The organism is Clostridioides sp. GD02377 (assembly GCF_045899875.1).
Classification (GTDB): domain Bacteria; phylum Bacillota; class Clostridia; order Peptostreptococcales; family Peptostreptococcaceae; genus Clostridioides; species Clostridioides difficile_A.
The window spans coordinates 1-25,683 of record NZ_JBJODA010000004.1; the positions used below are offsets into that span (position 1 = coordinate 1).

The following is a 25,683-nucleotide window of genomic DNA, read 5'->3' on the forward strand; positions in this document are numbered from 1 at the left end:
AAGTGTGCGTAGCTATTTTTTAATCAATTAGATTTCCTGCTTTAATATATTTTTTGTTCATTTTAAAGTGCTCCCCCTTTTTAAGTATAATGTATTATTTATTTATTATTTTTAATATTCTAATAATTAATTTTACCACTATACTCATCCTATTTCAAATCTAAGTAAATTAAATACAAGTTAAATGATGATATACAATATAAAAAAATATTAAAAAGCACCTTTATATTAAATTTAAAAATAAGACGAAATAATCAAAGATTATCCCATCTTATTTCTATTTAATATATAGCAAATATATATCAATCTAAAGAAATGCAATTAATAATATCATCTAATTTGCAACAAAAAATAACTTATCGTGTATATTTACATCTCCATTTATTAGCTCAGCTTCATATAATGTCTTTTTAAGTTTCTTATCGAATACCTGAAATTTTACTGGTTTCGTTCCAATTACATCAAAAACCTCTTTACTTCCCTTTCTTCCTCCTGATAGAGTATCTTTTATGCTTGAAATAGAATATATCTTATCATCTAATAACTTAACTTTCCTAATTCCAGATGATGTATCACTATAATCTACTTTAAAATCAAGTATCTCATAATCCTCTAGCTTAATATCATTTGAGTTGATATCATAAACAAGATTGATTACAAAATTACTCCTATCTGTAGCTATAAGATTTAACTTATTGTTCTTAACAATATAATCTAACTTCGTTTTGCTTAATAAACCCATTTCTTTTGAATTGGCATTTTTTTCTTGATTTAGATTATCCATAAATTTATTACTAATATTAAAAGTATCATCTTCTATATCATATATAATAAGGTTAGAATAATTATCATGCCCTTCAATATCTCCGTTTGTACTCTTATTACTTACCATTTCCAAATAGATTTTGCTTCCTATAGAAAATTTAATTTCATGTATATTTTGTTTATAGTCATTATGTAAGTTTAAATCAAATCTATTTAATAATTTATAAGACTTATCTTTTATATCTATCTTTAATATGCAAATATTATTGACTTTAGAGCCTGAAAGATTAGTTTCACTAACTACCATATATAAGTTTCCTTTATATATTTTATTAAACACAGTTTGCCAACTATTTTTTTTAAAATCAGATTGTTTTAAACTAATATCAAAACTTTCTTCTACACCATTTTTTAAATTTTTATTTGAAATCTTTATACAATCATTTAAATTATTATTCTCTTGTCCCAAACTAGGCTTAATATAGGTATATGCTTCTCCTATATTTAAATCATCTTTATATACAAATTCATATCCTTTATTATTAATAAAATCACTGTATTTTTTATCGATATTCAAATAATCATTTCCAATTCTTGATTTAGGACTTGTATCATTTTTTATTCCATTCTTACTTACAATTACCTCTTCATAAGAAAATTTATTTATATTAGGTGTATATACTAAACTTACTTTTCCTATATCTTTTATATTACCATTTAAAGTATTTACAGATAGTTTGTCCTTATTAAAATAACTCAATATTGAAGTCATTATAATCATCAATAAACACACTATTATAAGACATATTGTATATTTTCCTATATTTTTTTCTTTCATAATACACCCCCTAAAAATCAATCTTCTGTTTCAAAAGTTTATTGGATATAAAACTACATATAAATATGTTTATACTTGAATACAGGATAATAAATATATTACTATATTCATAAGGTATAACAAATTCCACAGAGATTATAAATACTAAAATCTCCAAGGCTAAAAACATGAAACTTATTAAAGTTCTTAGTTTATAAATAGATTTATTTATAAGAATTGATGTAAACACTACAGACACAAATCCTATCAGTAAAAATATATACTCCACAAATAGTATTTTAAAACTATATGGAAGTAACATTTTCAACTTATATATTGTATCTTGCACAAAACCGTAGCTTGCAATATTTCCAAGCATATAATTAGGTAATAATTTATTTAAAGCAAATAAAATTATTGTAAATATTATTGTGTAACTATACACTAGAAATAATATATTTAATAACTTAGATGTATAAATATTAATTCTATTTTTTGGAAGCATTATAAGTGTATATATAGATTTACTTTTACCATCAAAATCCCTATACCAAATAAAAAAAGCATAGCAAATACATGCAATTATACCAAACATAAACCATGCTTCTGTAGAACTCATTATATTTCTAAAGCTTGAGAAACCTGTAAAATTTATTGTTTCTATTGTATTTCCTACTTTCGTTAATTGCTCATCTTTAACTGCATTTTCTATTATATAATTATAGTCATTTAAATTCTTTACTATATTTAAAATTACAAAAGAACAGCAACAAATAATTATAAGTATATAATTTTTTATATTTCTTTTTAATTCAAATTCGAATAATCTCATTAAATCTTTCATTAATTCACCTACTTTATTTCAAATTCTAAATTACTATTTGAAGTGTTAAACTGTAATTTTCCTTCGTATACTATTTCCTTAGAGTTTTTATTTATTATATACAACATAAATTTATCATCCCAAGGTAACACAGGGTCTAGTTTTGATGTATATACAATGATTTTATTTGAGTCAATTTCAACATTTTTAATACCTCTTTTTTCTTTGTCCTCTAAAACATACTTATCTTCATCCATGCTGTTATCAAGCACATTATAGGTAAATAAACTTAACTTTGTGCCTGGACTGTCATCATAATCATTTGACATTACCATATATAATTTATTATCTTTTAGACTTGCTTTTACTAAATTATTCATTCTATCATCAGTTTTTAATTCTATTATTTTATCTTTATTTTCTTCAACATTATACTCAAGTAAATGCTCAAGTAAAGTAATTTCAGAGTTACTATTACCATCCATATCTGCCTTTAATACTTCTATTAAAATATACATTTTATCTTGTCCTTTACTAGCATAACCTACACGAATAGTATCAACATCTGAGTATTTTTCAAAAAAATAATTACTTAAATTTATACTTTTTACCATCTGTATTTTTTTATTTTTTGGGTTAATTTTTATTATATCTATGGTGCTTAAGCCTTTTTTATTGATTTCTGACGAATCGCCTATAGCACCATAAAATACAGACACATATAAGTCTCTTTTATATCTTTTTGATGATAGTACCTTTGTATAATAATCATCAGTACTTTTATCTACCTTATATTTTGTTCTTTTAAAATTATTCATATCTAATTTTTCATATTCAATGTCTTTATCACTTCCTTCAGATGCAAATACTCCTTTATCCAAATCTTCTTTTTTCTCATCTATAACAAAATTTATATCTTTTGAATTATCATTCATTTCAAAACCAACATGAGTAATTAAATCGGAACCACTAGATACATCAATTAAATTATTTATATTCTCACTCTCTTTTTGTGGTTTTACTAATTCAGTCTTTTTAATTTTATTACCTCCATTTATTGTATAATATGAATTTATATATCCATTAAAATCATATCCAAACTTTATGTTTATATAGTCTAATTCATCTGGGTCACCTTTTATAGTTTTTATCTTCAAATTGTCTTCATTATTTAATAAACCTATACTAAAATATATTACTAAGGTCAAAAATATAATAAGTATAGGTGCTTTAGATTTTAATTTCATACCACCCCTCCTAAAGAGATACTTTCTTTTTAATTAGTAAATAAGATATTCCATTTAGAATAAACATTATAATTAAAAAACTTAGCACACCAGCTACTAAAGTATTAAATTGTGTTCCAATGAACACATAATATTTCCTAAATAAATTGATTATATTTATATATACTGTTGAAAAATATAGACCTATTAGAACTACAAAAGTAACTAAAAGCACATAAAACTTATTTATATAAGAAAATATAAATAATATGCAACAATTTACAAGAGAAATGGCTATAAGTAATAAAAATACATAAATCACCATGAAAGATATAAAATCAACAGGTATACTCCTCAAAGTTGAATAATATAAATCTTGCGCAAAAGGCACCTTTATTATTGGCACATTTTTAAAGATAAAATTAAATATACACTTACATACAAACAATGTCGCTATCTGACTTATCAAAAAACCATATATCATTGTTATCAAAGCAATTGACTTAGATATGCAAATCTTAAACTTATTCTGAGGTAGCATCATAAGAGTGTAAATACTTTGATTTTTGGAAAAAAACTCTCTTTTCCACATAAAAACATAGTATACAAACATTCCCAACATCCCAAAGAGTAGAATATGTTGGATAAATCTAATATTACTAAGTATCCCTATTCCATAAAATATACCACCAAAATTCTCTACTGCTAAGTTTAGAATAAATTTAGAATTCTTAAGTTTATTCATTTCGTATAAATTTAAACTAAGCGTAATTAATGAAAAAAATGATATATAAGCTATGTAAAATTTATTACTTCTTCTTAAATCTACATTTATTAGATATAGAAGTTTATTCATTCTTATATACCTCCCTCATCTTATCTAATATAGATTTACCTTCTATTTCTCTTAATTCCTCTGCATTAAATGAAGTTATAACATTACCTTCATCAAGAATTACAACCTCATCAACTAAACTTTCTATTTCTACTATTTCATGAGTAGTAATGATAATAGCCTGATTTTCCTCCATATATTGTGCTATTACTCCTATAAATTCTTCCCTCTTAAATAAATCAATTCCTGTAAATGGTTCATCAAGTAGTATATATTCTGGGTCTTGGCAAAATCCAAGAATTAATTTTACTCTTGCAATATTTCCTTTTGATAAATTATCTATTATTTCATCTTCATCTAATTTGAATATGTTCATCATTTCTTTTGACTTCTCTCTATTCCATTTTGGATAAAAAATCTCCATAAATTCAAAGGTTTCTTTTATTGTCGTATTACTAAAGTGAGATTCTACATCTGGAACAAATGCTAATTTATTATATATCTTTTCATTTATTTTTTCTCCATCTATACGAATCTCTCCACTATCAATATTTATAAGACCTGCTATTGCTTTTAACATTGTTGATTTACCAACACCATTTATCCCAAGTAATGCAGTTATTTTACCTTTTTCTATATTGAAACTTACATTCTTTAAAGCATCTATCTTTCTTATTTTAAGACCTTGCATCCTTTTATATGTTTTACTGACATTTTTTACTTCTATCATAATTAGTACCCTCCATATTTAATATGCTTGTACAATAAATTTTTTTAATTAAGTTTTATAATTGTTAAAAGACTAGTATTCTTCTTCTATTATCTTTAAAACTTCCTCTTTAGTAACCTTTATTGCTTTCATATTTTCTATAAAAATAGATAAAGATTCATTTATCAATTCTAATTTTAAGTTTTTTAGTATATCTTCATCAACTGTTACACTACTTTGATAGTTTTTAAAAGTATTTATTATATTCATATCACCCATCTCCTTATATGCTCTTTGAACAGTATTTAGATTTACTTTTAGATTAAGTGCCATTTCTCTTCTCGATGGTATCGTCTCTCCTGGTCTCAAAGCTCCAATTACTATTTGTCTTTTTATATATTTTATTATCTGCAAATAAATGGGTGTTGTATTATCTAGTTCAAAATTCATGCTTCCTCCTATTCTAGTGTATTAATACGTTAGTACACTTGCTTTAAAAAAATACACCTTTAGCTCGTATTTTATTTAATATTCTATTAAGTGTATTATACGATTAATACACTTAGTTTGTAAACACCTTTTTATAATTTACATTTTATTTTAATTTATTAAGACATTAAAAGTAAAGCTTGAATTATAACTTTACAAAATGGAGCATCAAATGAGAGGATATATATTTTATGTTATGTTAGACTTGAAAACAAGTGAATGAGATAAGATTATATGTTATCAATCATTTAAAAGTTTTATATGTATTAACAATTAAAAATCTAATAAGAATATTGGTATATATTAGGAGGTAAACAAATGAGTTATAAAATTGAAATTAAAAATATTGAACCAGTCACAGTAGCTACTATGCGTTATAATGGCCCTATGACTGAAGCAACAAAATACTTTCCAAATGTATTTAAATCTATAAAAGGAAAATCTAATGGAGCTCCTTTCTTTTGCTACTATAATGTTGACCAAAAAACTGGTATTGGAGAAATGGAACTATGTGTTCCGACTTCAGAAACTCCAAATCGTATTGGTGTAACCATAAAAGAATTTCCTAAAACAAAAGCTTTGTTTTTTACTCACATAGGAGCCTATAGTAATTTGCCAAAAACGTATGAAATGATATTTAAATATATTCATGAAAATAATATAGAAATACAAACTCCTTGGAGAGAAGTATTCATTAAAGGACCAGGTATGCTGATAAAAGGAAATCCAGATAAATATATTACAGAAATCATATTTCCACTTAAAGAGGAGGAATAACATATGCTAGCGATTAAAATAGACAATTTAGTAAAAGAGTATAAAAATGGTGTAAAAGCTTTAAATGGTCTAAGTTTTAATGTAAATGCTGGAGAGATTTTTTCTTTACTTGGTCCTAATGGAGCTGGTAAATCTTCTCTTATCAACATTTTGACCACCTTTTATAAACCTACATCTGGAAATGTAACAGTCTTTGGAAAAGATTTAGTAGATAATCCTTCTTGGATATGTACTCAAATTGCTTGTGTAGCACAACAAGTCTCTATTGATGAACACCTGTCTCTTATGGAAAATATGGTATTTCAAAGCAAGATGTATAAAGTAGAACCACAAATTGCAAAACAAAGAATAGAATCTTTAATTGATAAATTTGAGTTATCTAACTACTTAAAATATCCCACTTCATCATATTCTGGTGGAGTAAAGCGTAGATTAGATATAGCTATGAATATGGTATCATCTCCTAAGATTCTATTTCTGGATGAACCAACTGTTGGTATGGATGTAGACTCAAGAAAAGCTATGTGGGATATGTTATTAAAAATTAGAGATGAATATGGCACAACTATATTTCTAACTACTCATTATCTTGAAGAAGCTGAACAATTGAGTGATAGCATTTGTATTATGAAAAATGGAAAAGATTTGGCACATGGAACGCCATCCAGTTTACGTAGTTACATTAGACAAAATATACTGCGCATAGTTTTTCATGATATAAAAGATATAAAAAAATATAAAGATGAAATTAAAAATACTGGATTGGTCAAGTTTATGAGTATAAGAGAAAACTCGATTTTTATAAGTGTACAGGATAGTAGAGTTGCTTTTACTTCAATAAATAAGTGGCTTTTAGAACATGACATAAAATTTGATGCAATAGAAATTGTAGAACCAAGTCTTGAAGATGTTTTTTTAGCATTAACAAGTTCTAAAAAAGACTTAAAGGAGGAATGGGAATGTTAAATATCTTATGGCGTAGTATGAAATGGCGTTTTAAAAATCCAATATCATTTATAGTTACTATATTACAACCTTTTCTTTGGCTTGTACTTTATAGCTCTATTGCAAATCAAACTATGAATAATATGAATATTAGTAATTATACCGCTTTTATACTACCAGGTATTATTATACTAGTTGTATTTTCCTCATGTAGTAGTGGTGGTATCATCAACTTCATAATGAAGAACAGTGGAAGTTTCTATAGGGTTTTGATTGCACCGATTAGTAGATATTCAATTGTTTTGGGTCAATTACTAGAAGCTATCTTAGTTTCTTTCTTAGAAGTAACTATTTTATGTGTAGTAAGTATATTCTTCTCAGTAAGGATAGAATCTGGTATTGGAGGAATTATGCTTATGATAATACTAATATTTATGACTGCATTTTTTTTATCAAGTCTAGCATATTCTATAAGTCTATTGTTACCAAATGAAATAATTTATGAAACAATTATGACTGCAATTGTACTTCCTATTTTCTTTTTAAGCTCAGCTCTTTTCCCTATAGAAAACTTATCTGGAGGATTAAAAATAGCCGTTATGCTCAATCCATTTACTCATATTATTAATGCTTTACGTAGTTTAATATTTGGTGAGACTATTCTTATTGGAGATATATTACCTGTTATTCTACTATTCTTAATATTATGCTGTGCAAGTTTCTCACTTGCTATGTGGAGGCTAAAAAAGGAAATGGTAAGTTAATTTACTAATCTATAATAAAAAGTGAACTCTATTATATAGAGTTCACTTTAGATGCTTTATTTTAATATTTCTAAAACTGAATTTAACACAGCGTGTCCATTACAAGTTCCATAGTTCACCATATCTATTACAGATACTGGAGCTCTATCTCCTACTATAGATTTTACATCATCAAACATAAATCTAAGCTGTGGTCCAAGAAGTAAAATATCAAAATTATCAAGTTCTGATTTTATATCTCCTTCTCCAATTGCCCATATTCTACAATCTATATTTCTTTTTTTTGCATCTTTCTCCATTTTATTTACCAATAGAGTAGAAGACATACCTCCAACACATACTAACAATATCCTAATCATTCATAACTCCTTTTAATCAAATCTACATATATCTTGATTAAAAAGTATATGTAGAAAAGTTTATCATTTATAACTTTTTAAATTTCACTCTTAAATTATATCAAATTTTTCCATTTTTTACACTATTAGAACTAATTTTATATTTTTAATGTCCATTTTTCCACTTCTTTAGATATATCCTTAGCCTTTAATATTGCAGAGATTATAGCATATCCATCACTGTCTAAGCTCTTAAGTTTATCTACATTGTCTAGTTTTATGCCTCCAATTAGTACAAATGGTATATCTACCTTTTCTTTAATTTCTTTGACAGTTTCAAATGAAGCTGATTTTGCATCCAATTTAGTAGATGTTGTAAATATAGACCCTATACCTAAATAATCCGCTCCATCATTTTTTGCACATATAGCTTCTTCTAAAGTTCTTGCTGATACTCCTAGTATCTTATCATCTCCTATAAGCTTTCTAACTTCTCTCGCATCAATATCACTTTGACCTACATGTACTCCATCTGCATCACAGATAAGTGCTATGTCAACTCTGTCATTTATTATAAACTTAACTCCATATCTTTTAGTTATTTCTCTAAGTTTCATAGCTTTTTTTAAAAACTCTCTCCCAGGAGCATTTTTTTCTCTAAGTTGTACGGTTGTGATTCCAGAAGCTATTGCATCTTCGATACACTTATAGAAATCTCTACCTTCAAGCATTTCAGAATCAGTTACTAAATATAATTTTAAGTCTTTTTTTAAGTTTTCTTTATCTATCATTTTAAGTCTCCTCTTAAAGCCTTATTCGTTTAAAAATTCAATATTAGAATTTTTGCTTAAAGTATCTATATTCATTTTATAAATAGTGTTCATAAGATTTTCTTTAAATGTTCCTATTGGTGGATTGTCTAAATTTGCCAACTCTCCACTTAAAGACATCGTAAGAACACCCATTGTAGCTGCTTCTAATGTATTCTCAGTAACAGCCATAAAACTCGCAATTAAACTAGCAGTCATACATCCCGTTCCTGTAATGCCTTTTAATTTATCAGTTCCATTGTTTATTTTATATGTATATTTACCATTTGTTATTATATCTATTTTTCCAGTTGCTACTACGATACATTCAAGTTTTTCAGAAACTTTTCTTATTATATCAGTGGAGTCTTCTTCTTCATCAAATGAATCTACACCTTTTCCCCTTACATCAAAACCACCTATAAACTTTATTTCTGCCATATTACCCTTAACTACATTAAATTTGACTTCATTCAAGAGTTTGCTTGTAAGTTCTGCCCTAGCTTTACTTGCAAATACTCCAACTGGGTCTAATATAACAGGTTTATTGTACTTATTTGCCGCTTTTCCTGCTAATAAAAATAAATCTAACATATTTGAATTCATTGTTCCTATATTTATTACTACAGAGTTCGCTATACTCACCATTTCTTCTACTTCTTCATATGAAAAACTCATAAGAGGACTTGCTCCTATGGCTAAGGTTACATTAGCACAATCATTTATGGTTACATTATTAGTGTAATGAATTACCAGTGGATTTGATTCTTTTACATCTTCAATTAAATTATACATAGTCTACCTCCAACAATTTTTTATTATTCAAATTTATAAAAATGATGCACTGGCCCTACTCCATGACCTATATCAAAACTATTTTTTATTGCCTCTGTTATATAGATTTTGCCTAAATTTACTGCTTCTGTTATTTCATAACCTAAAGCTAAATAAGAGGTTATTGCAGAAGATAATGTACATCCTGTTCCATGTGTATTTTTTTTATCAATTCTTTCACTTTTATAAACTTTAAACATATTTTTACCAACTAAAATATCAACTGCTTCTCCATCTAAATGTCCTCCTTTCATAAGGACAAACTTAGGACCAAGCTTTAGTATTTCTTTTCCTACTCTATTCATATCATCTATATTATTTATTTTTATTCCTGTGATTTCTTCTGCCTCTGGGATGTTTGGTGTAATTATGTATGCAAGTGGCATCAAGTATTTAATTAAATTTTCTTTTGCTTCTGGCTTTAATAAATAATATCCACTTTTAGATATCATTACTGGGTCTACTACCAAATATTTTGGATTGTATTTCTTTATATTTTCAACTATTTCAAGTATAATCTCAGGACTTGAAACCATTCCTATTTTTACAGCTTTTGGAGGTATATCTTCAAATACTGCCTCTATCTGTTTTTTTATTATGTCCTTACTTAAATCTTCTACTGCAAGAACCCCTTGAGTGTTTTGTGCTGTTATAGCTGTTATTACACTCATACCATAAGTACCAATTGCACTAAAAGTCTTCAAATCAGCTTGAATTCCAGCTCCTCCAGATGAATCTGACCCAGCTACTGTAAGTGTTGGTATTTTATAATTACTCATTTATTCCCTCCTAAAGTTTAATTTAAATAACTTAATTAAAAAAGCTATACCTACAATAGGTATAGCTTAGAAATCGCATATATAGTAAATAATATACACTTAAGTTTTATACTAAGCTTTCCTACGCTGGTATTATCCAGATCAGGTGTAAGGGTCGGTATACCTCTCAGCTCTTGGCTCCCCTAGCTACTTTAATTTATTATATTTATAACTTCATTATAGTACAATAGTATTTATTGTCAAGTTTTTACATAATATACACTTATTATAATATTAATGTTTACATTAATTGTTCTATTTCTTTTCCAACAAGATAAGCATCTTTATTATCAATTGAATCTATAAACGTTTCTGGATTTTTTATTATATATAATTTTTTATTTCTAGTTAATTTCTTTATATAACATTCCAATTTCATTGCATTACTTTTCGTGTTGGTTACAAAATAAACTTCTAGTTTTTTAAATCCTTTTGCTCTTGTATATTTTGAATTAATTCCCGACTTATGTTCATTCATTCTTCTGATTATATTACTGGTATATCCAGTATATAGAGAGTCATCTTTACATCTTATAATATATGTAAAATACATTTCAAATCACATCCTTATTAAATATATAAACATTATATTATAAAATTGATGAAATGGCATGTATTTTGCATATGCAATCTTCTTAGGACTAATTTTATCTAATACATGTGTATAAAATCTATTCTATATAAGTCTAACGCTAAATTTTGACATAATAATAACGTATTTATTTTTGTAACAAAAAATTCACAAATTATAAAAAATAAAATTTTCAAAAAAATTATAATTTTCAAAAAAATAAATTGACACATATAAAAAAATTATGATACCCTAATAAAAAGGGGGCAATGATTATGGAAAACAATTTAATTATAGCTAAAAGCAATAATACTAAATTAACTCAAAAGGAATTAATTAAAGTTAATCTACAGATAGGTGTAGATTTTACACTTTTGTCAAAACCACTTAAAGCCTTTTACAAAAAAGAAAAAGATTTTTATTGCATTGCTCTTGCGCCATGCAATGTATCTAATGAAAAAGCAAATAGAAAAATAAGTATCTCTGATATGATAAAAGAAATTAACACTTTAATCGAAAGTATAACTGATAAAAATGAACTTTTAAGTGAAGAACTCTTCAGAAAAAATTTATCAGAATTTTATGACGAATCTTTAGATGACATTTATATAGAATTAAAACAAGCATATTTATACATTAAAAAGAATACAGATGTTCTTAGTGTAGAAGACTGTATTGAATATGTATTTGATGTTGATATAAGTAATGAGACAAAACTAAAAGAAAATCCTTTGATTGACTTTAATTCACTTTCTTTAGTATTTTGGAGTGGTGAAACAAAAAATATTTTACATCAAATGAATATTTTAGATTTAGAAAATATCCACTCTTATACTATAGAAAACCGTACAAACATAACTATATATGAAAATGATACTCTTCAATCTGAATTTGGTGAAAAAGATGAAGATATAAAAGAAAATAACCTAGGCATAATTGAACAAATGCTTATACTTCCAAACGATTTAGACTATGATAAAGATGAAGTCGAAAATATAAAAAATAGGCTTGCAAATATAAATATTAAGTATTTGCAAACACTTAAAGAAAAGGATATAAAAATAAAATTGATAAATTCAAACTTAACTGATGAGCCAGAATTTAAAGATTTAAAGCATCAATTACCACCATGCTGGGTAAAATCAGGTAAAACTTGGAAAGATGTTCCTGGTATATATAGAAACAATTCTATAGTAGTTAAAATAGGCTACAGTAATCCTAGTTATGCAAATGTACATTCAGCTAAAAATTTAGAACTACATGAGACTGCACATGCTATAGATAAAAATGTTTTAAACAAAAAATCTAGTTCAGAGGAATTTATGGAAATATTTGCTCAAGAAAGATATAAACTTTACGACCCAAAACAAGTTGCACATGCCTACATTAGTAAGTTTATAGAAGAATTTTTTGCAGAATCATTTGTACACTACTATCTCGATGATGTTTCAAGAAATACTTTAAAAGAAAATTGTCCTTTAACATATGATTTTCTTGAACAGCTTGAATTAGAATATTAAATACTCTAACTTCCAATAATACATTTAACTATATTCTCTTTATCAATAATGACACAATGATACGATTTATATTTTTAATAAAGTGCTATCATTAAAAGATTCTTATTATTTATGTTATAATATTTATGGTGGCTATGTTTTAAAATAGTTTATGTGACCCATAATTTAAATAAATAATAGAAAAAGGATGAAGAGCTATGAAGTTGAATAGAAATGATAGTTGTTGGTGTGGAAGTACTAAAAAATATAAAAAATGCCATATGGATATGGATAATAAAATAGATTCATTTGCAAGGTTAGGTCATATTGTACCAACCCATGACATTATAAAAAATCCAACGCAAATTGAAGAAATAAAAAAAAGTGCAGTAATAAATACAAAAATTTTAGATTATATTTCAGATAAAATTGAAATTGGAATGTCTACAGAAGATATAAATAAATTAGTCCATGACTTTACACTACAAAATGGAGCTATTCCTGCTCCTTTAGACTATAATGGATTTCCTAAGAGTGTATGTACATCTATAAACAATGAAGTTTGTCATGGTATTCCTAGTAAAGATATTATTTTAAAAGATGGAGATATTATCAATGTAGATGTTTCTACTATTTTTAATGGATACTACTCAGATGCTTCAAGAATGTTTATGATAGGAAATGTTAAAGAAAATGCAAGAAAATTAGTAGAGGTCACTAAAGAATGTGTTCAAAAAGGCCTTGAGGCTACTAAACCATGGGGATTCTTAGGTGATATAGGTGATGCTATTAACTCCTATGCTCAAGAAAATGGATACTCTGTTGTCAGAGAAATTGGTGGTCATGGAGTTGGATTAAGCTTCCATGAAGACCCATTTGTAAGTTATGTATCTAAAAAAGGAACTGAAATGTTATTAGTTCCTGGAATGATATTTACAATAGAGCCAATGGTAAATGAGGGTACTCATGAAATTTTTGTTGATGAAGAAAATAATTGGACTATCTATACAGAAGATTGTAAATTATCTGCTCAATGGGAATGTATGGTTTTAATTACAGAAACAGGATTTGAAATTTTAACCCAATAAAAGAAAAATGCCTATAAAAATCGAAAATTCAATTTTTATAGGCATTTATTTTATTAATGCACATCTATTGCATCAACTGGACAGCTTTCTCTAGCTTCTTTTGCTGATTCTTCAGCATCACTTGGTATTTCATCAACTATAACATGTGATTTACCATCATCATTCATATCAAATACTTCTGGACATATTGATGGACATAATCCACAACCTATACAAGTATCTTGATTAACATCTGCTTTCATAATAAAATCCTCCTAAACGCTACAAATTTAAAATCTTATTTGTCAAAGATTTATGAACCAAAACTTTAACATTTAGTTCTTTTTTATTATGTCCTCAGATTTGAAAAAAATACCTTTTAAAATAATTTTCATAAAATTTATTTTATAGTCATATCAAATCTATATATAATACACATTATCTAACTCATCATACTCATAGGACACTTCTTTTTTATTCTTTTTTACAGGTTCTAAATTTCTTATTTTTACTATTTTTGCAGGTATTCCAACAACGGTTGCTCCATTAGGTACATCCTTGACAACAACTGAATTTGCACCAATTTTTGAATTAGAACCAACATTTAAAGGTCCTAGTATTTTTGTTCCAGCTCCAATCAATACATCATCACCAACAGTTGGATGTCTCTTTCCAGTATCCTTTCCTGTGCCTCCTAAAGTAGCTCCTTGATATATTGTTACTCTGTTACCTACTTCTGCTGTTTCTCCAATTACAACACCCATTCCATGGTCTATTAATATACCTTCTCCCATTTTAGCTCCAGGATGTATTTCTATACCAGTCATAAATCTGGATATCTGAGATATTAATCTTGCTGTAAAAAGCATCTTTTTCTTGTAAAGAGCATGAGCCATCCTATGCATTATCATTGCATGTACTGATGGATAAAGTAAAAAGACTTCTACTTTAGATCTAGCTGCTGGGTCATTTTTCATTATATATTCAATATCTTTATTTATTTTCTTAAACAAAGTATTCACTCCCTCAAATAAAATTTTTAAAATAGTCCCATGGACATATACTTATCTACTCCATCTGGAGCTACTGTTACTATCTTTTTATCTGGATATTTTTTCGCCATTTCCATAGCACCAAATATATTAGCTCCAGAAGATATACCTACCAGAATTCCTTCTTTTGCTGCAAGTAATTTAACTGTGTCAAATGCATCTTCATCATCTACTAATATTACTTCATCAACTACACTGGAATCATAATTTTCAGGAACAAAATTAGCTCCTATTCCTTGTATTTTATGAGGTCCAGTTTTGTTTTCTGATATAGCTGGAGATTTTTTTGGTTCAAGCGCGATTATTTTTATATTTGGATTTTGCTCCTTTAAATATCTCGCAGTTCCTATTAAAGTGCCCCCAGTTCCAACTCCACATACAAATATATCTAAATCTTTAACATCATTCATAATTTCAACTGCCGTTGTTTTATAATGTGCGTTTGGATTATCTTTATTTTCAAATTGCTTTAAACTCTTATAGTTTGGATTTTCTCTTAAAAGCTCATTTGCTTTTTCTATGGAACCTGCCATACCAGCTTTTCCATCTGTAAGTACCAAGTTTGCTCCATAAGCCTTCATCAAATCTCGTCTCTCAACACTCATAGTCTCAGGCATTACTATTACTACTTCATATCCTTTTAATTTTCCTATCATAGATAATGCAATACCAGTGTTTCCACTAGTTGCTTCTACTAATACATCTCCTTTTTTTAATTCTCCTCTTTTCTCTAATCCTTCTAGCATTTCATACACTGCTCTATCTTTTATACTTCCTGCTGGATTTACTTTTTCTAATTTTACATATATGTTAGAACACCCGTTAGTACATCCTAAATTGTTCAACCTTACTACAGGTGTGTTTCCTATCAACTCTAATGCGTTATTATATAACATACTACTTCCTCCTATATGTCTAAATCTATTATCAAATTGATAACGATAAATATATTATAGTATTATCATTTTGATAATGCAACCTTTTTTTGGATTTTATACTTACAATCGTTTTATTCCAAATATTAGTAATGTTCAAACAAAAAAAGTGAAAATCATTATCGATTTTCACCTTTTAAATATAAAGCTTTAAACTAAGTCATATGCAGTACTTTGCTACAAAACCCCTACAAAATACTATATAAGACCTAATATCTTTGCAACCTCTACATTAACCTTTAACACATTTACCCTATCTTCACCTAATACTCCAAAAAGTTTTTTAGAAGTATTATCATCTACAATTTTTTGCAATTTACTCTCTGATATTCCTGATGCTTTTGCTACAGCAGGTATCTGAACTTTTGCAGAAGCTGGACTTACATTAGGGTCAAGTCCTGAACCTGATGCTGTAAGCAAGTCTGTTGGTATATCCTCTTTTTTAATAGTTGGATTATCCTTTAAAAATTTTTCTATATCTTTTTGTACTCTATCATGAAGTTCTGGATTTGTTGCTCCATAGTTAAAAGAACCTGATGAAACACCTCCATAAGATGTATTTCCATCTTTATCTGGTATTAACTCTTCTTTTGTATAAGTATTATAGTTTATTGATGATACTCTTCCCTTAAAGAACCTTGCATCTGTAAAGTTTTGACCAATAAGTTCTGAACCTACTTTTACACCATTTACTTCTATCATACTTCCATTAGCTTTATCTCTAAATGCAACTTGACTTACACCTGTTAAAGCAAGTGGATATACAAGTCCACAAACAACTAACAATACAAGACTTACAAGCAATGCTGGTTTTAATGTTTTCATTTTTATATCCTCCATTTATTAACCTAAATTAAGAACCATTACTAAAGGTGTAATTAATAAATCAATTAATTTTATTCCTAAAAATGGTACTATAACCCCACCAAGACCAAATATAATCATGTTTCTCATTAACATAGCTTGTGACTTCATAGGTCTATATTTTACACCTTTCATTGCAAGAGGTATTAAACAAGGGATTATTATAGCATTAAATATTAAAGCTGATAATATCGCACTAAATGATGTAGAAAGTTTCATTATATTTAATATCTCCATCTGAGGTATCACAAGAGTAAATATAGCTGGTATAATTGCAAAATATTTTGCAACATCATTTGCTATACTAAAAGTTGTCAAAGCTCCACGAGTTATCAAAAGTTGTTTTCCTATTTCAACAACTTCTAATATCTTAGTTGGGTCTGAATCTAAGTCTACCATATTTGCTGCTTCTTTTGCAGATGTTGTACCACTGTTCATAGCAAGACCTACATCTGCCTGAGCAAGTGCAGGAGCATCATTTGTTCCATCACCTGTCATAGCTACTATTTTACCTTCTAATTGTTCTTTCTTTATAGCATCTATTTTATCTTCTGGTTTACATTCTGCAATAAATCCATCTACTCCAGCTTCTCTTGCAATTGTAGCTGCTGTCAAGGGATTATCCCCTGTACACATTATTGTTTTTATTCCTATCTCACGAAGTCTAGCAAACCTTTCTACAAGCCCTGATTTTACAGTATCCTTTAAGTAGATAATCCCATATATCTCATTATCCACACACACTACTAAAGGTGTTCCTCCTAATTTAGCCACTCTGTTTACATTTTCTTCTAAATCTTCTGGTACTACCCCACCAGATTCTTTTACTCGTTTTATTATACTATCATAAGCACCTTTTCTTATAGCTCTACCATCAGCTAAATTAATTCCACTCATTCTAGTCTGTGCAGAAAACTCTATGAATTCAGCTTCAGCTGCCTCTTTTGTTTTACCTGTTGAACCTAATTTCACACCTAAATCAACTATAGACTTTCCTTCTGGTGTATCATCTTTTAATGAACACATAACAGAATAATTTATTAAATCTTTTGAATCTGCATTTCCAACTGCTATAAATTCTGACGCAAGTCTATTTCCATAAGTAATGGTACCTGTCTTATCTAAAATCATAGTATCAACATCACCACAAGCTTCTACTGCTTTTCCTGACATTGCAATTACATTGAATCTAGTTACTCTATCCATACCTGCAATACCAATGGCTGACAATAGGCCTCCTATAGTAGTTGGTATTAAACAAACCAAAAGTGCTACCATAGTAGAAATTGGAATCTTTACACCTGCATAATTTGCCATTGGATAAAGAGAGATTAAAACAACCATAAATATAAGTGTTAACCCTACTAACAAAGTATTTAAGGCAATCTCATTTGGTGTTTTTTGTCTTGAAGCACCTTCCACAAGAGCTATCATTTTATCTAAGAACGATTCTCCTGGTTTTGTTGTTATTTTTATTTTTAACCAGTCACTTACAACTGTAGTACCTCCTGTAACAGAAGCAAAATCTCCACCAGATTCCCTCATAACAGGTGCGGATTCTCCAGTTATTGCTGATTCATCCACAGAAGCTATTCCTTCTATAACTTCTCCATCATTTGGAATAACTTCTCCTGCATTTACCAAAACAATATCGCCAAGTTTTAATTCACTTGCACTTATCATTTTTTCATTTCCTAGCTTATCGAAAACCCTTGCTACTGTGTCTTTTCTAGTTTTCTTCAATGTATCTGCTTGGGCTTTTCCTCTACCTTCAGCTACAGCTTCAGCAAAATTCGCAAAAAGAACTGTTATAAATAATATTATTGTCACAATCCCATTATATGCTCTTAAATTATTACCTTCATCACCAAACAAGCTAGGTATTATTGTAAGTATCAATGTTACTATAAATCCAATCTCTACAACAAACATAACTGGATTTTTCATCATATATTTAGGATTTAACTTTTTAAAAGCTTCTATAATGGAAGTTTTGAATATATCTTTTGTAATAAACTTTGTTTTTTTAGTTTCCATAAAACTTTACTCCCTCCCAATTTTTTAGTGCCATAACACTAGATGCTCTGAAATAGGTCCAAGCGCTAAGGCTGGGAAAAATGTTAAAGCACCAACAATTAAAACAACCAGTACTAAAATTATTGTAAATGTGAAATTATCTGTTCTAAGTGTTCCTATACTTTCACTTACAGCTTTTTTAGATGCCAATAAACTTGATATCGCAAGTAGTATTATAATAGATACATATCTTCCAAAGAACATAACTATGCCTGTTGTTATATTCCAAAACATAGTATTATCTCCTAGACCTTCAAATCCTGAACCATTATTAGCTGCTGAAGATGCAAATTCATATAATACTTGTGATAATCCATGAAATCCAGGATTTGAAATTCCTTCAAGCCCTGCTGGTACTGCAACTGAAAGACCAGAAAACATAAGTATCAAAAGTGGATGTAATATAATAAGTAAAGCAATAAGCTTCATTTCTTTTCCTTCTATTTTCTTAGTCAAAAATTCTGGCGTTCTTCCTACCATCAATCCACATAAAAATACTGCTATTATAGCGTACATCAACATATTCATAAGACCTACACCTTTACCACCAAACACGACATTTAACATCATATTCAAAAGTGGTACTAAACCTCCTAAAGGAGTTAAGGTATCATGCATATTATTAACTGTACCTGTTGTAAACGAAGTAGTTACTGTTGTAAATAATGCAGACTGTGCTATACCAAATCTAACTTCCTTACCTTCCATACTTCCCATACTTTGACTAAGTCCTAATTGTGATAAAATAGGATTTCCTGCACTCTCTGCTTTAAAACAAACTACTAGACCTATTAAAAATATGATTGACATTGCACCAAACACAACCCAACCTTGTTTTTTATTCTTTATCATATGCCCAAATGCAACAACACAAGCTCCTGGTAATATCATCATAGACAACATTTCTACTATATTTGATATAATAGTTGGATTTTCAAATGGGTGTGATGAATTTGAACCAAAGAATCCACCACCATTTGTTCCTAAATGTTTGATTGATTCAAGAGCTGCTACAGGCCCTCTAGCTATATCTTGAAGCTTTCCTTCTATAGTAGTCACTGTTTCTGTTCCAGCAAAAGTTTGTGGTACTCCTTGTGTAACTAATATAATTCCAACAATTAAAGCTCCTGGTAAAAGTACTCTTGTTGTTATTCTAATTAAATCTACATAAAAATTTCCCAATGTTTTCTTTTTGCCAACCAAACCTCTTACAAATGCCATAGCTGCTGAATATCCTGTTGCTGCTGATGTAAACATCATGTATATTATTACTGTCATCTGACTAAAATATGAAAGACCTGATTCACCTGAATAATGTTGAAGGTTTGTATTTGTCATAAAACTTATTATTGTATTAAATGATAAACCTTGTTCCATACCTTTAATTCCACTTGGATTAAATATATGCATACTTTGAGTTCTAAGTATGATATATCCTATAAATACCATAGCTGCATTTGTAAATACTAAAGCTAAGGCATACTGTTTCCAGTTCATTTCTTTTTTCTTATCTATACTACATACCTTATATATACAATTGTCTACTTTATCAAATAGTCTATCTCCAAATGTTTTTTGATTAGTAGCTATATGGTATAAATACTTGCCCATAGGTATTACTAAAATCATAAAAATCGCTAACACTATTACTATCTGCACCATAAAAATTGTTCCCCCCAATTCAGCTTACTTATTAGCCTTATACTGTTTAAAATTTTTCAGGATTAATAAGCGCATACACCAAATATATTATTAACATTATAATTACAACTGCCAGAAACCACATAGGTAATCCCTCCATACATTACATTATTTTTTTTCTGTTTGTTTCCCACACCAATCAGCAAGCAACTTCATGGAAATAAATCCTATGAGTAACAATGCTATCATAACTATATCCAACATTTTAACTCCTCCATTTACTTTAATTTCTTTTACAAATTTTAGCTTTGTATTGCTACTTCATTTATCTTATCATTTTAGGTATAAAGATAGGATTAAGAAACATCTGTTACTGATTAGTATTTCATAAATATAAAATTGAGTTTTTAAAATATACATCTAGCAACCGTATTCCTAGCAATTTCAATACAATTTCTTATCCTAAATTTATAAAAATCTCGATTAAGAAATACCTACTACAAATATATAAACGCAAAAAAAGATGGCAAATTTGCCATCTTTAATAAAAGCTAATGTTATTTAATTTATATTAACATTCTGGAACTATGTCATTACTTATATCCATATCTAAACTTTTGCCATGATAATAAATAAAATCAATTACTTTACCACTAATTGTAACAGCAATTAACGAATAAAATATATCAAATGCTGATAGATAAAATAATGATAACAACAATACAATAACATCTGTTGCTAAATAAACTTGCCCTATGTTCAAAGATGTAGTCTTAGAAATTACTAATGCTAAAGCATCGTCTCCTCCTGATGCACAACCTGCTTTTACTACTATACCTACACCAGTTCCAACAGTTACACCTGCTAAAACAGTTGATAAAAGCATATTTTGTGATTGTGGTACCAGAGGTCCTATAGCTTCAAATAAATCATATAACACTGAAAAAGTTATAGAAGCTACTATTGAATATATAAGGAATTTTTTACCGAAAAATTTATATCCTACTAAAAGTAGTAAACCATCTATTACAACATTTGCTATTGCTGGCTGTATATTGAATAAATTTTTTAGCAGTAGTAAAATACCTAACACTCCACCTTCTGTTATGTTGTTTAAATAATAAAAATTGTAAACTCCAAATGCCAATATTGCTGAACCTAAAAATATAAGTCCAATCCTTTCTAAAAATAACCGCCTGGCCATACATATCCCTTCCTTTTTCTTAATTTATATATATTATATACAAAAGAAATGGCTTTGTATACCGCACTTTTCGAATCTTTAATTATACAAAATTTTTATGTTTTTTTCAACAATTTTTTTATGTTTTTTTATGTTTTTTTCAACCTATGTATATAACACAGTCATTCCAACACCTCAGACGTTTTCCTTTTTTACAAAAGTTTATATTAATTTGACTTATAATTTAGTATAATTAAGTCTTTGTTTATATTAATTTTTTATTTGTTTAGAAATACTATCCAACAATCTATAACTAAGTCCACAAAAAAAGAGTTACTTTAGAAACTATATAAAGTAACTCTACAAATTTTATTTACTAGCTTTTACCACTCACCTTTAAATTCTGAAATGTTATCCTTGTTAACTTCAACTTGCTTAATTTGTGTAACAGGTTCTACTTTTTCACCTTTTAAAATCTTAGATGCTTTTTCTACAACTAATGCTCCTTCTTCCACTGCAGACATATATGTTGTTCCATCTATTAATCCATCAGTTATAGCTTTTAATCCATCTTTACTTCCACCCAAACCTATAACTTTAACTTTATCTTTAAGACCAGCATCCTTTAAGGCTTGTCCTGCTCCTGTAGCAGAGTTATCGTCTTGGCATATTATAACATTAAAATCAGTTTTCTTTTGAATTAAGTCTTCTGTTACTTTTAAAGCTTGTTCTTTTTCCCAATTTGAAGTTTGATTATAAATTATTTGTATATTGCTATCTTTTAATTCTTTTTCAAGACCTTTTTTTCTTAATACTTGTGGAGTAGTCCCTGGAACACCTTCTATTAACACAGCTTTTCCACCAGCTTCTCCTAACAAGTTTTTAGCAATTTTACCTGTTAAAGCTCCTGTCTCTTCCTCATTTTGTCCTATATATGTAACTAAACCTTTGAATTCTCCTGTTGGGTTACTTCCTATAGAATTTGTAAATGCTATTATAGGAACCTCTGAATCATTAGCAGCTTTAACTATTCTCTCGCTCACAGCAGAATCAACTCCACACAATGCAATCATATCTACACCTTTAGCCATAAAATCTTCAGCTTGTGACAATTGTTTACTAGCATCCCATTGAGCATCTGCATATTCTACATTTACACCTAATTCTTTAGATTTTGCATCTATACCTTGTTTAGTTGCTACAAAGTAACCCGTTGAACCTGGTAGTAATACTGCTATTTTCTTTTCTCCATTTTTTTCTTTGTCACCACCATTTGAACAACCAACCAAACCAAATATCATAACAAGTGATAGCAACAATGCTAAATGTTTCATTAATTTTTTCATAAAAAAATCCCTCCTTATTTTTTATCTTGAAGCAAGCTTCTTCTTGCTATAAGAATCAAATCCAACTGCTGCTAAAATTATTAATCCTTTAAATATGTATTGGAAATATACATCTATTCCAAGAAGGTTAAAACTGTTGTTTATAACACTCATAAGTAACACACCTATAACAGTTTTAAGTACAGAGCCAGAGCCTCCTGCTACTGATGTACCTCCTATTACTACAGATGCAATTGCATCCATATCATACCCTTCACCTGCAATTGCAGTTGCAGTCCCAAGTCTTCCAGTTAGTACAATACCAGCTATCCCTGCAAGTATAGCATTAATAATAAATACTTTTATTTTATGAGAATCTACATTTATACCATTAAGTTTACTTGCTTCTTGATTTCCCCCTACAGAATAAACATATCTACCAAACTTAGTTTTATTAAGTACAATAAATGAAACTAACACTACTATAAAGAAAATTACTACTGGTATTGGTATATTAAACAAGTATCCATTTCCAATGTAATCAAGTATTGGTATATTTTCAGTAATTGGATATCCTCCTGTAAGCATCAATAGTAATCCTCTTACAATAGTGACCATAGCCATAGTGGCTATTAACGATGGTACATTTATCTTGGCAACTACTATCCCATTGATTAATCCTATTACTGCACAAATTGCTATACCTAAAAACATAGATACAAGCAAGTTAGTTCCACCAGTTGCAAATTTCATTGTTATAGCACCTGCAAGAGCTGCTACTGCTCCAACTGATATATCAAAGTTGCCAGATATTATAACAAAAGTCATACCTGCTGAAATTATTCCAATTATAGAAGATTGTCGTAAAAGATTAAGTATATTTTGCTTACCTAAAAATGATGGAGTTGCAATGCTTATGGCTATACATAAAGCCAAAAAACCTAGCAATACTCCATAATCTCTTAAATTCAATTTCTCAAAAGCCTTTTTCATCTCAGTCCTCCATTTTCATTTTTTATACATTAAATATACTGTTCATTATGTCTTGAACCTTTATATTTTCATTTTTTAAATCATTTACAATAGAACCTTCTCTAGTTACTAAAATTCTATCACTTACTCTTATTACTTCTTCTAAATCAGAAGATATAAATATTACTCCTATTCCTTTACTTGAAAATTCCTTTATTGTATTAAAAATATCTTCTTTCGCAGCAATATCTATTCCTTTTGTCGGTTCATCATATATTATTAAATCTAAATCTTTGTCCAGCCATTTAGAAACTACTACTTTTTGTTGGTTTCCACCACTAAGTTCCTTTACCTCTTGTTTTACATCACTAATTTTTATTCCTAGTTCTTTAACTCCTTTTTTAGAAAATTCAATTTCTCTATTTCTATCTATAAACAACAGTTTCTTAAATTTGTCAATTTGTACTGATGCTGAATTAGTATATATAGCCTGCTCTAAAATTAACCCCAGATTTTTTCTATCTTCAGGAATCAATCCTATTTTATTCTTTATAGCAATTTTAGGAGATGTTATATCTACTTTTTTACCATTAATAAATATATCTCCACTATCTTTATTCTCTATCCCAAATATCAAATTTATTATTTCAGTTCTTCTTGAACCTACAAGACCTGCAAGACCTACAACTTCACCTCTATAAACTTTAAATGAAACATCTTTTATTTTATTAGACCAACTTATATTCTCAACTTCTAGTACTGGGGGTTCTTCATACTTTGCAAATGTATAATCCTTTTTCTCAATAAATTTGTGATTATCATCACCTGTCATAAGTTGAGTTATTTTTAATTTATTTAAATCTTTTACATCATAAGTTCCAATCATAACTCCATTTTTCATTATACTTGTACTATCACATACCTTAAACACTTCCTCTAATATATGAGAAATATAAACTATAGTTTTACCTTTAGATTTTAATCTGTTTATTATTTTAAACAATCCTTCTTTTTCATTATTAGTAAGTGATGTTGTTGGCTCATCCATTATGATAATTTCAGAATTACATGAAACTGCTTTCATTATCTCAACCATTTGTTGATTTGCTACGCTCAAATTGGACACTACTATATGTGGGTCTATATTAAAATCAAAATCTTCACAAATCTTCATATATTCTTCTAGCATATCTTTCTTATTTAAAAACACAATTCCCTTTAAAGTTTCTCTACCAAGAAAAACGTTTTCTATAACTGTAAGTGTTGGTATTAAACTTAATTCTTGATAAATTATACTAATACCATTTTCTTTAGAATGATGTGGATTTTTAAACATAATTTCTTTACCCTTTAGGATTACTTTACCTTTAGTTTGAGCATGAACTCCTCCTAAAATTTTAATAAGTGTAGATTTTCCTGCACCATTAGCTCCCAAAAGAGCTCTTACTTCTCCCTTTTCTAATTCGAAATCTATACCATTTAAAACATCTACTTTTCCAAAACTTTTAAATATTTGTTGCATTTCCAATATTTTACTCACTATATCACC

At 28.2% G+C, this 25,683-nt stretch carries 27 protein-coding genes and 1 riboswitch; of the genes, 5 read left to right on the plus strand and 22 right to left on the minus strand.

Annotation, left to right across the window (positions count from 1 at the left end; genetic code table 11):
* Nucleotides 1-334: 334 nt before the first annotated feature.
* From Q3304_RS04140 to Q3304_RS04165, 6 genes are all read right to left on the minus strand, one after another.
* A complete protein-coding gene (locus Q3304_RS04140; RefSeq protein ID WP_407814337.1) occupies nucleotides 335-1,603 on the minus strand; it encodes a hypothetical protein in 1,269 nt (422 codons plus the stop codon).
* Between the two features lie 10 nt (nucleotides 1,604-1,613).
* The gene (locus Q3304_RS04145; RefSeq protein WP_407814338.1) at nucleotides 1,614-2,426 is read right to left on the minus strand and encodes a hypothetical protein; all 813 of its coding nucleotides are present in this window, start codon (nucleotides 2,424-2,426) and stop codon (nucleotides 1,614-1,616) included.
* Between the two features lie 8 nt (nucleotides 2,427-2,434).
* Nucleotides 2,435-3,652, minus strand: a complete 1,218-nt coding sequence (locus Q3304_RS04150; RefSeq protein WP_407814339.1) for a hypothetical protein — start codon at nucleotides 3,650-3,652, stop codon at nucleotides 2,435-2,437.
* A 10-nt stretch (nucleotides 3,653-3,662) separates the two neighbouring features.
* Nucleotides 3,663-4,487 carry a hypothetical protein gene (locus tag Q3304_RS04155; RefSeq protein WP_054270093.1) on the minus strand — a complete coding sequence of 275 codons (825 nt, stop codon included), beginning with the start codon at nucleotides 4,485-4,487 and terminating at the stop codon, nucleotides 3,663-3,665.
* Nucleotides 4,480-5,196, minus strand: coding sequence for an ABC transporter ATP-binding protein (locus Q3304_RS04160; protein WP_407814340.1), 717 nt, complete (start codon nucleotides 5,194-5,196; stop codon nucleotides 4,480-4,482). Before Q3304_RS04160 ends, Q3304_RS04155 begins: the two co-directional genes overlap by 8 nt.
* Nucleotides 5,197-5,268: 72 nt before the next feature.
* A complete protein-coding gene (locus tag Q3304_RS04165) occupies nucleotides 5,269-5,625 on the minus strand; it encodes a GntR family transcriptional regulator (protein ID WP_054270091.1) in 357 nt (118 codons plus the stop codon).
* 357 nt (nucleotides 5,626-5,982) lie between these two features.
* On the opposite strand from Q3304_RS04165, the gene Q3304_RS04170 reads away from it, so the two are divergent.
* Genes Q3304_RS04170 through Q3304_RS04180 form a run of 3 tightly spaced genes read left to right on the plus strand, consistent with a single transcriptional unit; the run spans nucleotide 5,983 to nucleotide 8,150 of the window.
* Complete coding sequence (locus Q3304_RS04170; RefSeq protein WP_054270090.1) at nucleotides 5,983-6,441, plus strand: GyrI-like domain-containing protein; 459 nt, start codon at nucleotides 5,983-5,985, stop codon at nucleotides 6,439-6,441.
* A gap of 3 nt (nucleotides 6,442-6,444) precedes the next feature.
* A complete protein-coding gene (locus tag Q3304_RS04175) occupies nucleotides 6,445-7,407 on the plus strand; it encodes an ATP-binding cassette domain-containing protein (RefSeq protein ID WP_407814341.1) in 963 nt (320 codons plus the stop codon).
* Complete coding sequence (locus Q3304_RS04180) at nucleotides 7,401-8,150, plus strand: ABC transporter permease (protein ID WP_200905556.1); 750 nt, start codon at nucleotides 7,401-7,403, stop codon at nucleotides 8,148-8,150. The genes Q3304_RS04175 and Q3304_RS04180 overlap by 7 nt, the downstream gene beginning before the upstream one ends.
* 56 nt (nucleotides 8,151-8,206) lie before the next feature.
* Here the strand turns inward: Q3304_RS04180 and Q3304_RS04185 are convergent, their stop codons facing one another.
* From Q3304_RS04185 to Q3304_RS04205, 5 genes are all read right to left on the minus strand, one after another.
* Entirely contained in the window at nucleotides 8,207-8,509 is a 303-nt protein-coding gene (locus Q3304_RS04185; protein ID WP_054270087.1) for a PTS sugar transporter subunit IIB, read from the minus strand.
* Between the two features lie 137 nt (nucleotides 8,510-8,646).
* The gene (thiE, locus tag Q3304_RS04190) at nucleotides 8,647-9,279 is read right to left on the minus strand and encodes a thiamine phosphate synthase (RefSeq protein WP_054270086.1); all 633 of its coding nucleotides are present in this window, start codon (nucleotides 9,277-9,279) and stop codon (nucleotides 8,647-8,649) included.
* Between the two features lie 21 nt (nucleotides 9,280-9,300).
* Nucleotides 9,301-10,092, minus strand: a complete 792-nt coding sequence (thiM, locus tag Q3304_RS04195) for a hydroxyethylthiazole kinase (RefSeq protein WP_219673486.1) — start codon at nucleotides 10,090-10,092, stop codon at nucleotides 9,301-9,303.
* A gap of 23 nt (nucleotides 10,093-10,115) precedes the next feature.
* Complete coding sequence (gene thiD, locus Q3304_RS04200) at nucleotides 10,116-10,910, minus strand: bifunctional hydroxymethylpyrimidine kinase/phosphomethylpyrimidine kinase (protein ID WP_407814342.1); 795 nt, start codon at nucleotides 10,908-10,910, stop codon at nucleotides 10,116-10,118.
* Between the two features lie 101 nt (nucleotides 10,911-11,011).
* Nucleotides 11,012-11,104: riboswitch (TPP riboswitch) on the minus strand.
* 86 nt (nucleotides 11,105-11,190) lie between these two features.
* Nucleotides 11,191-11,502, minus strand: a complete 312-nt coding sequence (locus tag Q3304_RS04205) for a GIY-YIG nuclease family protein (RefSeq protein WP_407814343.1) — start codon at nucleotides 11,500-11,502, stop codon at nucleotides 11,191-11,193.
* 293 nt (nucleotides 11,503-11,795) lie between these two features.
* Here Q3304_RS04205 and Q3304_RS04210 point away from each other — a divergent pair, with 293 nt between their 5' ends.
* On the plus strand, nucleotides 11,796-13,040 hold the full coding sequence (locus Q3304_RS04210; protein WP_407814344.1) for an anthrax toxin lethal factor-related metalloendopeptidase: 1,245 nt from the start codon (nucleotides 11,796-11,798) through the stop codon (nucleotides 13,038-13,040).
* Between the two features lie 197 nt (nucleotides 13,041-13,237).
* Nucleotides 13,238-14,107 carry a methionyl aminopeptidase gene (locus tag Q3304_RS04215; protein WP_407814345.1) on the plus strand — a complete coding sequence of 290 codons (870 nt, stop codon included), beginning with the start codon at nucleotides 13,238-13,240 and terminating at the stop codon, nucleotides 14,105-14,107.
* Between the two features lie 53 nt (nucleotides 14,108-14,160).
* Here Q3304_RS04215 and Q3304_RS04220 read toward each other — a convergent pair whose 3' ends face one another.
* From Q3304_RS04220 to Q3304_RS04270, 11 genes are all read right to left on the minus strand, one after another.
* On the minus strand, nucleotides 14,161-14,349 hold the full coding sequence (locus tag Q3304_RS04220; RefSeq protein ID WP_021384372.1) for a ferredoxin: 189 nt from the start codon (nucleotides 14,347-14,349) through the stop codon (nucleotides 14,161-14,163).
* A 159-nt stretch (nucleotides 14,350-14,508) separates the two neighbouring features.
* A complete protein-coding gene (epsC, locus tag Q3304_RS04225; protein ID WP_074179035.1) occupies nucleotides 14,509-15,099 on the minus strand; it encodes a serine O-acetyltransferase EpsC in 591 nt (196 codons plus the stop codon).
* Nucleotides 15,100-15,125: 26 nt separating this feature from the next.
* Entirely contained in the window at nucleotides 15,126-16,034 is a 909-nt protein-coding gene (cysK, locus tag Q3304_RS04230; RefSeq protein WP_054270080.1) for a cysteine synthase A, read from the minus strand.
* Nucleotides 16,035-16,271: 237 nt separating this feature from the next.
* On the minus strand, nucleotides 16,272-16,898 hold the full coding sequence (locus tag Q3304_RS04235) for a K(+)-transporting ATPase subunit C (RefSeq protein WP_407814346.1): 627 nt from the start codon (nucleotides 16,896-16,898) through the stop codon (nucleotides 16,272-16,274).
* Nucleotides 16,899-16,916: 18 nt separating this feature from the next.
* Nucleotides 16,917-18,974: a potassium-transporting ATPase subunit KdpB gene (gene kdpB / locus Q3304_RS04240; protein WP_407814347.1), complete on the minus strand. Its 2,058-nt coding sequence runs from the start codon at nucleotides 18,972-18,974 to the stop codon at nucleotides 16,917-16,919.
* A gap of 24 nt (nucleotides 18,975-18,998) precedes the next feature.
* Nucleotides 18,999-20,675 carry a potassium-transporting ATPase subunit KdpA gene (gene kdpA, locus Q3304_RS04245; protein WP_054270077.1) on the minus strand — a complete coding sequence of 559 codons (1,677 nt, stop codon included), beginning with the start codon at nucleotides 20,673-20,675 and terminating at the stop codon, nucleotides 18,999-19,001.
* 46 nt (nucleotides 20,676-20,721) lie between these two features.
* Complete coding sequence (kdpF, locus tag Q3304_RS04250; RefSeq protein WP_071585680.1) at nucleotides 20,722-20,814, minus strand: K(+)-transporting ATPase subunit F; 93 nt, start codon at nucleotides 20,812-20,814, stop codon at nucleotides 20,722-20,724.
* A gap of 411 nt (nucleotides 20,815-21,225) precedes the next feature.
* Nucleotides 21,226-21,858 (minus strand): YitT family protein, encoded by a 633-nt coding sequence (locus Q3304_RS04255; protein WP_021384339.1) that lies wholly within the window; start codon nucleotides 21,856-21,858, stop codon nucleotides 21,226-21,228.
* A 362-nt stretch (nucleotides 21,859-22,220) separates the two neighbouring features.
* A complete protein-coding gene (locus Q3304_RS04260) occupies nucleotides 22,221-23,183 on the minus strand; it encodes a sugar ABC transporter substrate-binding protein (RefSeq protein ID WP_223195520.1) in 963 nt (320 codons plus the stop codon).
* A 21-nt stretch (nucleotides 23,184-23,204) separates the two neighbouring features.
* A complete protein-coding gene (locus Q3304_RS04265; protein ID WP_054270075.1) occupies nucleotides 23,205-24,155 on the minus strand; it encodes an ABC transporter permease in 951 nt (316 codons plus the stop codon).
* Between the two features lie 22 nt (nucleotides 24,156-24,177).
* A complete protein-coding gene (locus Q3304_RS04270; RefSeq protein WP_407814348.1) occupies nucleotides 24,178-25,674 on the minus strand; it encodes a sugar ABC transporter ATP-binding protein in 1,497 nt (498 codons plus the stop codon).
* Between the last annotated feature and the right edge of the window lie 9 nt (nucleotides 25,675-25,683).

Coding starts and splice junctions, on each gene's coding strand:
- Q3304_RS04140 (WP_407814337.1), bottom strand. CDS start 1,603: ATGAAAGAAAAAAATATAGGAAAATATACAATATGTCTTATAATAGTG.
- Q3304_RS04145 (WP_407814338.1), bottom strand. CDS start 2,426: ATGAAAGATTTAATGAGATTATTCGAATTTGAATTAAAAAGAAATATA.
- Q3304_RS04150 (WP_407814339.1), bottom strand. CDS start 3,652: ATGAAATTAAAATCTAAAGCACCTATACTTATTATATTTTTGACCTTA.
- Q3304_RS04155 (WP_054270093.1), bottom strand. CDS start 4,487: ATGAATAAACTTCTATATCTAATAAATGTAGATTTAAGAAGAAGTAAT.
- Q3304_RS04160 (WP_407814340.1), bottom strand. CDS start 5,196: ATGATAGAAGTAAAAAATGTCAGTAAAACATATAAAAGGATGCAAGGT.
- Q3304_RS04165 (WP_054270091.1), bottom strand. CDS start 5,625: ATGAATTTTGAACTAGATAATACAACACCCATTTATTTGCAGATAATA.
- Q3304_RS04170 (WP_054270090.1), top strand. CDS start 5,983: ATGAGTTATAAAATTGAAATTAAAAATATTGAACCAGTCACAGTAGCT.
- Q3304_RS04175 (WP_407814341.1), top strand. CDS start 6,445: ATGCTAGCGATTAAAATAGACAATTTAGTAAAAGAGTATAAAAATGGT.
- Q3304_RS04180 (WP_200905556.1), top strand. CDS start 7,401: ATGTTAAATATCTTATGGCGTAGTATGAAATGGCGTTTTAAAAATCCA.
- Q3304_RS04185 (WP_054270087.1), bottom strand. CDS start 8,509: ATGATTAGGATATTGTTAGTATGTGTTGGAGGTATGTCTTCTACTCTA.
- thiE (WP_054270086.1), bottom strand. CDS start 9,279: ATGATAGATAAAGAAAACTTAAAAAAAGACTTAAAATTATATTTAGTA.
- thiM (WP_219673486.1), bottom strand. CDS start 10,092: ATGTATAATTTAATTGAAGATGTAAAAGAATCAAATCCACTGGTAATT.
- thiD (WP_407814342.1), bottom strand. CDS start 10,910: ATGAGTAATTATAAAATACCAACACTTACAGTAGCTGGGTCAGATTCA.
- Q3304_RS04205 (WP_407814343.1), bottom strand. CDS start 11,502: ATGTATTTTACATATATTATAAGATGTAAAGATGACTCTCTATATACT.
- Q3304_RS04210 (WP_407814344.1), top strand. CDS start 11,796: ATGGAAAACAATTTAATTATAGCTAAAAGCAATAATACTAAATTAACT.
- Q3304_RS04215 (WP_407814345.1), top strand. CDS start 13,238: ATGAAGTTGAATAGAAATGATAGTTGTTGGTGTGGAAGTACTAAAAAA.
- Q3304_RS04220 (WP_021384372.1), bottom strand. CDS start 14,349: ATGAAAGCAGATGTTAATCAAGATACTTGTATAGGTTGTGGATTATGT.
- cysK (WP_054270080.1), bottom strand. CDS start 16,034: ATGTTATATAATAACGCATTAGAGTTGATAGGAAACACACCTGTAGTA.
- Q3304_RS04235 (WP_407814346.1), bottom strand. CDS start 16,898: ATGAAAACATTAAAACCAGCATTGCTTGTAAGTCTTGTATTGTTAGTT.
- kdpB (WP_407814347.1), bottom strand. CDS start 18,974: ATGGAAACTAAAAAAACAAAGTTTATTACAAAAGATATATTCAAAACT.
- kdpA (WP_054270077.1), bottom strand. CDS start 20,675: ATGGTGCAGATAGTAATAGTGTTAGCGATTTTTATGATTTTAGTAATA.
- kdpF (WP_071585680.1), bottom strand. CDS start 20,814: ATGGAGGGATTACCTATGTGGTTTCTGGCAGTTGTAATTATAATGTTA.
- Q3304_RS04255 (WP_021384339.1), bottom strand. CDS start 21,858: ATGGCCAGGCGGTTATTTTTAGAAAGGATTGGACTTATATTTTTAGGT.
- Q3304_RS04260 (WP_223195520.1), bottom strand. CDS start 23,183: ATGAAAAAATTAATGAAACATTTAGCATTGTTGCTATCACTTGTTATG.
- Q3304_RS04265 (WP_054270075.1), bottom strand. CDS start 24,155: ATGAAAAAGGCTTTTGAGAAATTGAATTTAAGAGATTATGGAGTATTG.